We start from the raw sequence: 13,622 nt of genomic DNA, 5'->3' as shown, positions 1-13,622 counted from the left end.
TCTGATCAACCTATTCCTCATTAGTTGCTCCTCAGCAGAGCTAATTTCCGCTTCAGTTGATAACAACAAATGTAAAACTATTTTAGGACTAAAATTTAAATGTAAATTTGTACAAGGACTATCAATAAATAAAAGTTAAATCTGTAAACTTTTTTTAGGACGGGTCAAACTCTGCCACAGGAAAAATCTGGATGGACAGAAATTTAGGCGCCACCCAAGTCGCAACAAGTTCTTCAGACGCAGCGTCTTTCGGTGACCTATATCAATGGGGTCGCCTTGCGGATGGGCATCAGGTGAGAACTTTCGCAGTTATAACTACTTTGAGTAGCACAGATGTTCCGGGAAATGCAAATTTTATTGGTACTAGTGTTTCACCTTTAGATTGGCATTCACCTCAGAACGATAATCTGTGGCAAGGCGTTAACGGCATTAATAATCCTTGTCTAACTGGGTTTCGTATTCCTACGCAAGCAGAGTTTAATGCTGAAGCAGCATTGTTCACTTCCCAAAACCAAGCAGGCGCATTTGCCTCACCTCTTAAGATACCTGCTGCTGGTAGTAGAAGGTACGATAATGGTACTAATATAGCAACAAATTACTAGTGGACGAGTACTAAAACAAGCACATACTCAGTAGTCTACAATTTAATTAATATTAATACCTCTGCAGCCCATAGCTTTGGAATGGCTGTCCGGTGTATTAAGGATTAAAAGATGTACTATGCGCTTTGAATAAAAATATAGCGGTTCAGAGATGAGCCGGTTTTTTCGGAAATTGCTTTAGAGATAAGGCAGAAGAAAGCCACTTCAAAATAAATTGAAGTGGCTTTTTCTACGATTAAAGTCAAATTAATTCTTCAAAAAATCAATCAGAATTTTATTTAATTCATCTGCATGCGTAACATTTAAACCATGTGGCGCATCTTTTATTATTTTGAAAATATTATTTAAAATTCCTTCTGCAGCTTGTTTTCCCGCAGTTTCAATAGGAACAATTTGATCTGCGTCTCCATGAATGATCAAAGTTTTTACAGTTACATTGTTTAATTCTGGTCTAAAATCTGTTCCTGACCAACTTTCAGCAGTTTTTACCGTTGCAAGTGGAGATGCATGAGAGGAAATACTCCAATCGTAATGCAATTGCTGCTCGCTTACAGAATGTTTCAACAAGCCAAAATTGTAGAAGTTTTTATGAAAACCTGCCAGAAAGGTCACCCGATCTTTTTTCACCTGCTCCAAAATTCCCATCAGATCCTTTTCCGGAACACCTTCTGCATTATCATCTGTCTGTTTCACAATGGGAATAATTGAAGAAATTAAAGCCACTTTATCTACATTGTCCGATCCGTAATTTGTTAGATAACGCACAACTTCACCACCACCCATGGAGAAACCGAAAAGAATTACGTTTTTAAGTTGAAGCTCAGTGATGATTTCATGCAAGTCTGCAGTTAAGCCGTCGTAATCGTAACCCTTGTTTGAAACTGACGATTTGCCGAACCCTTTTCTGTCGTAAGCAAGGACTCTAAAGCCTGCTTCCACAAGTACAGGAATTTGTAATTCCCAGGATTTTCCACTTAATGGCCAACCGTGAATTAAAATGATCGGCTGTCCTGAACCGAAGTCTTCATAATAAAATTGTTGATTGGTTTCACTTTTTGATTGAATGTATGGCATTTTTTAAATTTTTATTGCTAATATTACAATCAAGATTTACGCCACCAGATTTTTACTTGCGATCTTACAGAATTTTATTGATTTCGTATCAGTAATTGTCTGATTCCTTCTATTATAATTTCTTTTATCAAGCAAATAGTCGTACATTTGCAGTCCTGTTTGAAGCCAATTATCATATTATCTATTGAAAATCAATAACTTACTCTTTTATTCATTTAAAAGGGTTTTGTCGTTTTCTCACTAGATATTTATAATTCTCTTCTTTCAGAAAAAATATTTTGCACTACCCCGTGAAAAGATATACCGGTGTTGCAGTTAGAGCTCAGATTAGAGACTAACAGATAATAGATAATAGACTGATATATTGCAATATAGAAAATACGGTGCTTCAAACGCTTATTCAACTTCTATTCCGCACGTTATCATCGTTACTCTTTTTGTCTTTACTCTTTTTTCTCCTCTGATATTTTTTAAACAAAATATTTTTTAACCCTTCATTCTTAAAAATTTTTATGAGTAAATCTAAAGCAGTCGCTAAAACTCAGGGAACCGAAAGAATCAACTTTTCCGTAGCTAAAGGAAAAATTGAAACTCCTGACTTTTTGGACATTCAGATCCAATCTTTCAAAGGTTTTTTCCAGTTGGATACCCTTCCGGAGCAGAGATTAAACGAATCTCTTTACAAAACCTTTCAAGAAAATTTTCCAATCACCGATTCTCGAAACAATTTCGTTTTAGAATTTTTGGATTATTTGGTAGATTCCCCACGTTACTCTATCGACGAGTGTGTGGAAAGAGGTTTAACTTATTCAGTTCCTCTGAAAGCTAGACTTAAATTGTATTGTACTGACCCTGAACATGAAGATTTTCAGACCGTTGTACAAGACGTATATTTAGGTCCGATTCCTTATATGACGCCTTCAGGATCATTTATTATTAATGGTGCCGAACGTGTTATTGTAACCCAGTTGCACAGATCTCCGGGGGTGTTTTTTGGTCAAACTTACCACGCCAACGGAACGAAATTGTATTATTCCAGAATTATCCCTTTCAAAGGATCTTGGATGGAATTTACAACCGATATCAACAACGTAATGTACGCTTACATTGACCGTAAGAAAAAATTACCGTTGACAACCTTATTAAGAGCAATCGGATATGAATCCGATAAAGATATCCTTCAGATTTTTGACCTTGCCGAAGAAGTGAAAGTTTCTAAAGCAGCGTTGAAAAAAGTGGAAGGGCGTACTTTGGCTGCGAGAGTTTTGAACACTTGGTTTGAAGATTTCGTTGACGAAGATACTGGTGAAGTAGTTTCTATTGAAAGAAATGAAATCATCTTAGATAGAGAAACTGTTCTTGAAAAAGAACATTTAGACCTTATTCTTGATGCTGGTGTGAAATCTATTTTGATCCACAAAGAAAACAGCCACGAATTCTCTATTATTCAGAATACTTTACAAAAAGATCCAACCAACTCTGAAAAAGAAGCGGTTGAATATATTTATCGTCAGTTGCGTAATGCAGATCCACCCGATGAAGAAACAGCAAGAGGAATTATCGAAAAATTATTCTTCTCTGAGCAACGTTATTCACTAGGAGAAGTTGGTCGTTACAGATTGAACAAAAAATTAGGATTAAATATTCCTGCGAAAACTGAAGTTTTAACCAAAGAAGATATCATCTCGATCGTAAGACATTTGATCGAATTGGTAAACGCTAAAGCGGAAGTTGATGATATTGATCACTTGTCAAACAGACGTATTAAAACTGTTGGTGAGCAATTATCAGGACAGTTTGGAGTAGGTCTTTCCAGAATTGCAAGAACAATCCGTGAGAGAATGAACGTTAGAGATAACGAAATCTTTACTCCGATTGACTTGGTAAACGCAAAAACTTTAACCTCTGTAATTAATTCATTCTTCGGAACGAATCAATTATCTCAGTTCATGGATCAAACCAATCCATTATCAGAAATCACGCACAAGCGTAGACTTTCTGCTCTAGGACCTGGTGGACTTTCAAGAGAAAGAGCAGGTTTTGAGGTACGTGACGTTCACCATACGCACTACGGAAGAATTTGCCCGATAGAAACTCCAGAGGGACCAAACATTGGTTTGATTTCTTCTCTAGGAATTTATGCAAAAATTAATACTTTAGGTTTTATCGAAACGCCTTATAGAAAAGTAAACAACGGTAAAGTTGATCTTAAAACTGCTGCTATTTTCTTGAATGCTGAAGATGAAGAAGATAAAGTAATTGCACAGGCAAACGTTGAGATGCTTGATGATGGTACTATTTCTACAGATAGAGTAATTGCTCGTTTAGACGGTGATTATCCAGTAGTTGAACCACAACAGGTTGACTTGATTGATGTTGCACCAAATCAGATTTCTGGTATTTCTGCTTCATTGATTCCTTTCCTGGAACATGATGATGCGAATAGAGCGTTGATGGGATCGAATATGATGCGTCAAGCAGTTCCATTGTTGAAACCAGAAGCTCCGATTGTTGGAACAGGTTTAGAAAAACAAGTTGCGAGTGACTCCAGAATTTTAATTAATGCTGAAGGAAACGGAACAGTAGAATACGTTGATGCGGTAAAAATTACCATTAAATATGAAAGAAGTGAAGATGCTGATTTAGTATCATTCGATACCGCTACGAAATCATATAAATTAACCAAATTCCGTAAGACCAATCAGGGAACGACCATTACTTTAAGACCAAACGTAAGAGTAGGTGATAAAGTAGTAAAAGGACAGGTTCTTTGTGATGGTTATGCAACTGAAAACGGAGAATTGGCACTTGGACGTAACTTAGTTGTTGCCTTCATGCCTTGGAAAGGGTACAACTTTGAGGATGCGATCGTTATTAACGAAAAAGTAGTTCGCGAAGACTGGTTTACTTCGATCCATGTTGATGAATATTCTCTGGAAGTTCGGGATACCAAATTAGGTATGGAAGAATTGACAGCAGATATTCCAAACGTTTCAGAAGAAGCAACCAAAGATTTAGATGAAAACGGAATGATCAGAATTGGAGCCGACGTAAAACCTGGTGACATTATGATTGGTAAGATTACTCCAAAAGGAGAATCAGATCCGACTCCGGAAGAGAAATTATTGAGAGCGATTTTTGGAGACAAAGCCGGAGACGTAAAAGATGCTTCATTGAAAGCAGATTCATCGTTGAGAGGAGTTGTAATCAATAAAAAATTATTCTCAAGAAATATCAAAGATAAAAAGAAAAGATCGGAAGAGAAATTGAAATTAGAAGAAATCGAAAATACCTACAAAGGGAAAAATGATGACCTTCGAAATCTGCTTCTTGAAAAATTAGGAACACTTGTAAACGGTAAAACGTCTCAGGGTGTAAATAATGATCTTGATGAAGAAATCATCGGAAAAGGCGTGAAATTTACTACAAAATTACTTCAATCTGTTGAAGATTATGTGAATGTAAGTGGAGCAGACTGGACGGTTGATGCTGAAAGAAATGAGTTGATCAAGCAATTGATCCACAACTTCAAAATTAAGTCTAATGACTTAAATGGTGTTAAAAACCGTGAGAAGTTTGCTATCTCTATCGGAGATGAATTACCTGCAGGAATCATCAAATTAGCGAAAGTATATGTTGCTAAAAAACGTAAACTGAACGTTGGTGATAAAATGGCGGGTCGTCACGGTAACAAAGGTATTGTATCAAGAATTGTACGTGAAGAAGATATGCCGTTCCTTGAAGATGGAACTCCGGTTGATATCGTATTGAATCCACTGGGTGTACCTTCTCGTATGAACATTGGTCAGATCTACGAAACCGTTTTAGGATGGGCTGGTAAAAAATTAGGTTTAAAATTCGCAACGCCGATTTTCGATGGTGCTAATATTGACCAAATTACAGAATATACCAAGCAAGCAAATCTTCCGGAATTTGGTAGTACTTATCTTTATGATGGTGGTACTGGTGAAAGATTCTCTCAACCTGCAACCGTTGGAATCATTTACATGTTGAAATTAGGACACATGGTTGATGATAAAATGCACGCACGTTCTATCGGACCTTATTCATTGATTACGCAGCAACCTTTGGGTGGTAAAGCGCAGTTTGGTGGACAAAGATTTGGTGAGATGGAGGTTTGGGCGTTGGAAGCATTTGGTGCTTCGAATATCCTTAGAGAAATCTTAACTGTGAAATCCGATGACGTGATTGGTAGAGCTAAAACTTACGAAGCAATTGCAAAAGGAGAAGCAATGCCTGAACCAGGTATTCCGGAATCCTTCAATGTATTGTTACATGAGTTGCAAGGACTTGGTCTTGATGTAAGACTGGAAGAATAATTTTAAGTTTTAAATTAAAAGTTTTGAATGTTTATTCAGAAAAAAATCTAAAATCTAAAATCTTAATCTAAAATCTAACAAATGTCAAATAAAAATAAAACAAGTAATTTTACTAAAATTACGATCGGTCTTGCTTCTCCGGAAAACATCCTACAGGATTCCCGTGGTGAAGTTCTAAAGCCCGAAACAATTAATTACCGTACGCACAAGCCGGAAAGAGATGGTCTTTTCTGCGAGAAAATTTTCGGTCCTGTTAAGGATTACGAATGTGCGTGTGGGAAATACAAAAGAATCCGATACAAAGGAATCGTTTGTGACCGTTGTGGAGTAGAAGTTACTGAGAAAAAAGTGCGTAGAGAAAGAATCGGACATATTGGTTTGGTTGTTCCTGTAGCTCACATTTGGTACTTCCGTTCTTTACCAAACAAAATTGGTTACATGTTAGGATTGCCTTCCAAGAAACTCGACATGATCATTTATTATGAAAGATATGTCGTGATTCAGCAAGGTATCGCAAAAAGAGCCGATGGTGCTGATTTCGATGATAAAGAATTTTTAACAGAAGAAGAATATCTTGATATTTTAGAAACACTTCCTGCTGAAAATCAATATCTTGATGATTCCGATCCGAACAAATTCATCGCCAAAATGGGTGCTGAAGCGGTTGAGCAATTATTAAGCAGAATCGATCTTGATGCATTGTCTTTCGATCTACGTCACAAAGCACACAACGAATCTTCGAAACAAAGAAGAACAGAAGCATTAAAGAGACTAAACGTGGTAGAAGCAATCAGAGGTGCAAATACCAGAATGGTTAACCGTCCGGAATGGATGATCATGCGTGTTCTTCCTGTAATTCCACCAGAATTGAGACCATTGGTTCCATTGGATGGAGGTCGTTTTGCAACTTCAGATTTAAATGATCTTTACCGTCGTGTAATCATCAGAAACAACCGTTTGAAAAGACTTTTGGAAATTAAAGCTCCGGAAGTAATTTTAAGAAACGAAAAAAGAATGTTGCAGGAATCTGTAGATTCATTATTCGATAACACAAGAAAATCATCAGCGGTAAAATCTGAATCAAACAGACCATTGAAATCACTTTCAGATTCATTGAAAGGTAAGCAAGGTCGTTTCCGTCAGAATTTACTTGGAAAGCGTGTGGATTATTCAGCACGTTCCGTAATTGTTGTAGGACCAAACTTGAAATTACACGAATGTGGAATTCCAAAAGATATGGCGGCAGAATTATACAAACCATTCATCATTAGAAAACTAATTGAAAGAGGAATTGTAAAAACTGTAAAATCTGCAAAAAGAATCATCGACCGGAAAGAACCTGTTGTTTATGATATCTTAGAAGGTATTATGAAAGGTCACCCTGTACTTTTGAACAGAGCACCTACTTTACACAGATTAGGAATCCAGGCATTCCAGCCAAAAATGATCGAAGGAAAAGCAATTCAACTTCACCCATTGGTTACCACTGCATTTAATGCGGATTTTGATGGGGATCAAATGGCGGTGCATTTACCTTTAGGACCGGAAGCTATTTTGGAAGCACAACTTCTAATGTTAGGTTCTCAGAATATCTTGAATCCTGCAAATGGATCTCCGATTACCGTTCCTTCTCAGGATATGGTTTTGGGTCTATATTTCATGACCAAAGAATTGGCTTCAACAGAAGATAAGAAAGTATTAGGTGAAGGCTTAACTTTCTATTCTCCGGAAGAAGTTGAGATCGCTTATGCTGAAGGAATGGTAGCATTGAACGCAAAAGTTAGATGTAGATTACCAATCAAGACAGAAGAAGGAATCGTTACTCAACTAACGGAAACGGTTGTAGGTAGAATTTTATTCAACCAGATCGTACCGAAAGAATCAGGTTACGTTAATGAACTTTTAACGAAGAAATCATTAAGAAACGTAATTGGACGCGTTTTAGCAGACACCGATTTCCCAACAACTGTGCGTTTCTTGGATGATATGAAGGATCTTGGATATGCAAATGCATTCAAAGGTGGACTTTCATTTAGTTTAGGAGATATCGCAATTCCTGCTGAAAAGAAAGGAATGATTGCAACTGCAGTAGAGAATGTAGACGAAATCAAGGCCAACTATAACATGGGTCTTATTACAGATACTGAAAGATATAACCAGGTAATTGACGTTTGGACCAATACCAACGCAGGATTAACTGAGATGATCATGAGCAGAATGAAAACCGATCAAGGTGGGTTTAATTCAGTTTATATGATGCTTGATTCCGGAGCAAGGGGTTCCAAAGAGCAGATTCGTCAGCTTTCAGGAATGCGTGGATTGATGGCAAAACCTCAAAAAGCGGGTTCTACAGGAGCTGAGATTATTGAAAATCCAATTGTGGCCAACTTTAAAGAAGGTCTATCAATTTTGGAATACTTTATCTCGACTCACGGTGCTCGTAAAGGACTTGCGGATACCGCTCTAAAAACTGCCGATGCTGGTTATTTGACCCGTAGATTGGTAGATGTTGCACAGGATGTGATCATTACAGAAAACGACTGTGGAACATTAAGAGGTACTGAAATTACGCCATTGAAGAAAAATGATGAGATCGTTGAAAGAATCTCTGAGCGTATTTTAGGTAGAGTTTCTCTTCACAATATTTATGACCCGGAAACGGATGAAATTATTGTTGAAGCAGATCAGTTGATTAACGAAGCATTGGCTAAATTAGTTGAAGCAGCAGGAATCGATATGGTTGAAGCTCGTTCACCGCTAGTTTGTGAAGCGAAAAAAGGAATCTGTGCGAAATGTTACGGACGTAACCTAGCAACAGGTAAACCAATTCACATGGGTGAAGCAGTAGGAGTTATTGCAGCACAATCCATTGGGGAACCAGGAACTCAGTTAACATTGAGAACTTTCCACCAAGGGGGAACTGCAAGTAATATTACCGAGAATCCATCAATTGTTGCAAGACGTGATGGTATCGTTGAAATGGATGAGGTTAGAACTGTAACTTCAGAAAACGAAGAAGGTAAAAAAGCTGAGATCTTAGTTTCACGTTCAACAGAATTCCGTTTGGTAGCAGACAATGCAGCACGAACACCTTTAATGGTTGCCGTGGTACCTTATGGTTCTGAATTATTAGTGAAACCAGGTGATAAAGTGAAAAAAGGAGATACCATTGCGAAATGGGATCCATATAATGCGGTAATTATTGCAGAATCTGCTGGTAAAGTAGAGTATGAAGATATTATTCAGGGTATTTCATTCCAGTTGGAAATCGATGAGCAGACAGGTTTCGAGGAGAAAGTAATTTCTGAATCCAGAAACAAGAAAGCTGTACCAACGTTAAAAGTTGTTGATTCCAAAGGAGTAGAACAAAAAGCTTATAACCTTCCAGTCGGAGCCCACCTTATGGTAAACGACGGGGAGAAAATTAAGTCCGGTAAGGTAATGATCAAGATTCCACGTAAATCTGCAAAATCTGGAGATATTACAGGGGGTCTGCCAAGAGTTACCGAATTGTTCGAAGCGAGAAATCCTTCAAACCCAGCGGTCGTTACAGAAATCGATGGTGTTGTATCTTACGGAAAAATCAAAAGAGGTAACCGTGAGTTGATCGTTGAAGCAAAAACTGGAGAGATCTCTAAGTATTTGGTGAAACTATCTAACCAGATCTTAGTACAGGAAAATGACTTCGTAAGAGCAGGTTCCCCACTTTCTGACGGATCAATTACGCCGGATGATATCTTGAAAATTAAAGGACCAACTGCAGTTCAGGAATATATCGTTAACGAAATTCAGGAGGTTTACAGACTTCAGGGGGTGAAAATTGATGATAAACATTTCGAAATTATTGTTCGTCAGATGATGACCAAAGTTTCAATTGTTGATGGTGGAGATACTCATTTCTTAGAAGGAGCTTTAGAGCACAAATATGATTTCTTATTAGAAAACAACAGGGTGTTCGGCTTGAAAGTAGTTGTAGAAGCAGGTGATTCGAAAGATTTCAAACCTGGTCAAATGATTACGACCAAAGAATTAAGAGACGAAAATTCTAAACTGAAACGTGAAGATCAAGCGTTAGTAGAAGTTCGCGAAGCATTATCTGCAACGGCAACACCGGTATTGCAAGGTATTACAAGAGCGGCACTACAAACTAAATCCTTCATGTCAGCAGCATCGTTCCAGGAAACTACCAAAGTTTTGAACGAAGCAGCAGTTTCAGGAAAAGTCGATTACTTAAGCGGTCTGAAAGAAAACGTAATTGTAGGACACAGAATCCCTGCAGGAACGGGTCTTAAAGATTACCAAAACGTGATCGTCGGTTCTAAAAAAGAATTCGAAGACATTAATTAATACAGACACAAGATAATAGACCGATAGATAATAGATTTTAAAATGCTTTTTAAGGCACCGTCTATTATCTATTCGTCTATCATCTATTATCTAAAATTTATAATTTAAAAATATTTCAAAAAAATGGACAACAATCAAAATCAAAATCAGGATCCAAACAACATCAACATTCAACTAAATGAAATGATTGCTCAGGGAGTTTATTGCAACCTTGCATTGGTTAATCATTCCCCTTCAGAATTCGTTGTAGATTTTATCCAAATGATGCCGGGAGTTCAACAGGCGAACGTAAGATCAAGAGTAATTCTTGCTCCACTTCACGCAAAAAGAGTAATGGCTGCATTGCAACAGAACTTAGCAAATTACGAACAACAATACGGCGAAATCAAAGAAATCGAGCCTTTCGTATTAGGACAAAATAACGTACAAGCGTAAATTGATCACTTTGTCAAAGTTTAAATCTTTGACAAAGTTTTTCAAACAGAAATCCCGATTCATTCATTTGAATCGGGATTTTTTATTTTTCGGATGGTAACGTTTTGCGTATTGGCGATGGTGCGGATTTAACGCCGAAACTTTCTTATTATAAATTAATTTTCTAAATATCTAAAATGGTTAAACTTGCGATTCCTCCGCACTATTGCCAATACGCTGTTATCTGTAGGCATCTTTATTTAAATAAGGATTTGGTATATAATTTATTCACGACTTTATCTCGAAGATCTGCTTTGTTTGTAAAGTTTCGAGTAATATTCTTAATTATTTCACTATAATTGTCTTTTTCATCATCAATCTGTCTGTAAAATGGTTTTATCGATGCACAATTTTTGTTCTCGAATAATGTATTTAGTAGTGTTCGATCTGAAATCCCGCAAGAATGTCCAAATACAAATATTTGATAATCATCAGAATTGATAAATTCAAGTAAAGATTTATAAGAATTGCTTTCTAAATATTTTATTGATTTTATATTTTCAAGATAATGATTGTCATTCAAATCTTCAATCGTTTTGTAGTTGTTGTCAATTTCATCTCCGAATCCAAAAATAATTTTATTATTTCTTTTATTACCAAGTATGCCGTGGATATGAATAGTCAATGTAGATATTCTTTTACCGGTCTCGTAATCATTAGGCGCTTGGTTATATTCGTATTCACTTTGTGTATAGTTAAAGTTTAAGAATAATATTAGTTTGGGTTGAAAGCGAAAATAGTTCGGAGCGGTTTGTGAAACTAATAACTCTCTTATTTTTTTTCTTTTATTGACTGTATTTGTAAGAGACGCAATTAACCTCTGCTCTCTTTCATTATCTTGAAATTCTTCTAATGTAATAAGATCTTCTTCGATACCTTTTACATGAGGTAAAACTCTTTGAAATTCTTCTTCGGTCAATTTGTTAATTGAGGCTTCTGAAAAATCTCTGATTTGAAAATCAGAATAAATCTCTTCATAAATATTCCTTTTTAGATCTCGATCATATGAAGTAGATGGAAAATTATCGATAAAATCCTTTTCTATATTTTTTAAATAATCTTCCAAAAGTTTTTTAATATCTAAAAATTCTTCATTAAGAGTTTTTATTGAGTAGTTTTCTGTAGGATTTTGAAAACACTTTTTTAAAAATATATAATAATCACTTTCTATATCTACCCAATTCAGATCTTCATTGCTTTTACTTAAATTTTCAAGAAATTTATTTTTAAATCTTAAAGTTGTTTTAGAATTATTTAAAGAATCTTTAATTGTCTTAAATCCTTTTCCAACATTCCAATTTGTTGGAACCTTATCAATAATTATAAAATCATCTTCATACTTTTCTTCATAAAAAATTTCATCTTGAATTTTTACCTGTAATTCTTCCCAGAAATAGTTGAGGAAATCACGATAACTAGTTTTCATTCTATGTGCTAAATCAAAACCGTTACCCATCAATATAATTCGATTCATATATGTAATTTTTTGGTGCTTGCAGATAACTTATATATATGTCCTACTTCGTCAGACAAATACAACATGTTTCGTAGGGATTCGTCTGTTTTTCGTAAAACATATTTCTAAGCACTAAGATATATTTTTTTATTTATAAATAATCACAGCAAGATGTATGAACATCATTTATGTACCGATGGTAATCCTTATTTCTTACTGCAAAAAAATCCCAACTCATTTGAATTGGGATTTTTATTAAGGTGAAAATGGTTAGAATAATTTTTTAAATAACCGGCACTTCCGCAGGCATTCCACTTGGGGTATCGTAGATCACATAATCATTGTACTTCGCTTCATTGATCTCATAGAAAATATCCTGACCAATTCCTGCATATTTTGTCAACAAACCGTACAGCGCATTTAAGGTTTCTATACGACTTTCGGTCGATATATCACGGTCAGTAATTCCTTTTGCCATCGCATCTATGCTGTCATCCAGCACTATTCCCTGTGCGGTAAGATTGTCGATCATGGCTTGCGAAAGTCCCTCATCACCCAGTACAGCTAAATATTGATTTGCTGCGGTCACCATAACTTTGTACGTTCGCGCCAATTCGGCATCGGGTTTTCTGCTGATGTCTGCCTCGCCAAATGCACGGTATTGTGCAGATTGGGAACCGAAATGATTCGATGCCATATTAAAAATAGTGCGCATCGATTTTTCCAGCGCGCTACGTGCTGCATCTTTGTTTGCGGTCAGTTCCATTTTCAGGGCTTCCAAAGTTTCGTCAGTCGGAAAAGTATCTACGGAATCCCGTGCATTTTCGAAATTGGTTTTTGCGGCTGCATTATATCCACGTTCGGTAAATTCTACAGTATCGCGGTCGAGAAGATTGATAAATTCATCTGCCTTTTGCTTCAGTACTGCATCTGCTAAGTTGTAATTGCGTGTTACGGTTAATTTTTTCATGGTATATGTTTTTAAATTTGTTTTAATTACCCTACTAAATTATAATTTTTTCTCCCCAAAACATTCATCGAATAGAAAAATGGGTTAAAACACCCAAGTGCTTACTACGACTGGTCAAATTTCACTTCAAAGAGCCCACTAAGTGAATCATAGAGGTCACTAAGTGAATCAAAGCCTCCACTAAGTTCTTCACAGCCTCCTCTAAGTTCTTCACAGACCTCCCGAAGTTCTTCAAACTGTTAACGGAAGTCTTCGTCAAACCAAAAAAATTCTTCAAACACCAATAGTACAACTTCCTCGGAGCAACTGACTGATTTTTGAGGAATTTCAACTTTTTCAAAGTTCAGCACTTTGACAAA

At 36.4% G+C, this 13,622-nt stretch carries 7 protein-coding genes; 4 read left to right on the top strand and 3 right to left on the bottom strand.

What is annotated here, in order from left to right; translation table 11 throughout:
* Positions 1-191 precede the first annotated feature (191 nt).
* The gene (locus OA86_RS11240; protein ID WP_039353074.1) at positions 192-602 is read left to right on the top strand and encodes a hypothetical protein; all 411 of its coding nucleotides are present in this window, start codon (positions 192-194) and stop codon (positions 600-602) included.
* A gap of 246 nt (positions 603-848) precedes the next feature.
* Here the strand turns inward: OA86_RS11240 and OA86_RS11235 are convergent, their stop codons facing one another.
* Positions 849-1,676 carry an alpha/beta fold hydrolase gene (locus tag OA86_RS11235; RefSeq protein WP_039353073.1) on the bottom strand — a complete coding sequence of 276 codons (828 nt, stop codon included), beginning with the start codon at positions 1,674-1,676 and terminating at the stop codon, positions 849-851.
* Positions 1,677-2,188: 512 nt separating this feature from the next.
* On the opposite strand from OA86_RS11235, the gene rpoB reads away from it, so the two are divergent.
* The 3 genes from rpoB to OA86_RS11220 all read left to right on the top strand — a co-directional run bounded on the left by rpoB (position 2,189) and on the right by OA86_RS11220 (position 10,798).
* Complete coding sequence (rpoB, locus tag OA86_RS11230; RefSeq protein WP_039353072.1) at positions 2,189-6,016, top strand: DNA-directed RNA polymerase subunit beta; 3,828 nt, start codon at positions 2,189-2,191, stop codon at positions 6,014-6,016.
* A gap of 81 nt (positions 6,017-6,097) precedes the next feature.
* The gene (gene rpoC / locus OA86_RS11225; RefSeq protein ID WP_039353070.1) at positions 6,098-10,363 is read left to right on the top strand and encodes a DNA-directed RNA polymerase subunit beta'; all 4,266 of its coding nucleotides are present in this window, start codon (positions 6,098-6,100) and stop codon (positions 10,361-10,363) included.
* Positions 10,364-10,486: 123 nt separating this feature from the next.
* Entirely contained in the window at positions 10,487-10,798 is a 312-nt protein-coding gene (locus tag OA86_RS11220) for a DUF3467 domain-containing protein (protein ID WP_039353067.1), read from the top strand.
* A gap of 235 nt (positions 10,799-11,033) precedes the next feature.
* On the opposite strand, the gene OA86_RS11215 is transcribed toward OA86_RS11220, so the two are convergent.
* Together OA86_RS11215 and OA86_RS11210 are read right to left on the bottom strand one after the other, a co-directional pair.
* Positions 11,034-12,311: an AbiH family protein gene (locus OA86_RS11215; RefSeq protein ID WP_039353064.1), complete on the bottom strand. Its 1,278-nt coding sequence runs from the start codon at positions 12,309-12,311 to the stop codon at positions 11,034-11,036.
* Between the two features lie 265 nt (positions 12,312-12,576).
* Complete coding sequence (locus OA86_RS11210; protein WP_039353061.1) at positions 12,577-13,263, bottom strand: hypothetical protein; 687 nt, start codon at positions 13,261-13,263, stop codon at positions 12,577-12,579.
* Between the last annotated feature and the right edge of the window lie 359 nt (positions 13,264-13,622).

Origin of the sequence: Kaistella jeonii (assembly GCF_000812865.1) — a bacterium.
GTDB lineage: Bacteria > Bacteroidota > Bacteroidia > Flavobacteriales > Weeksellaceae > Kaistella > Kaistella jeonii.
Note: the sequence above shows the minus strand (reverse complement) of the source record. Positions and strands in the feature narration are given on the sequence as shown.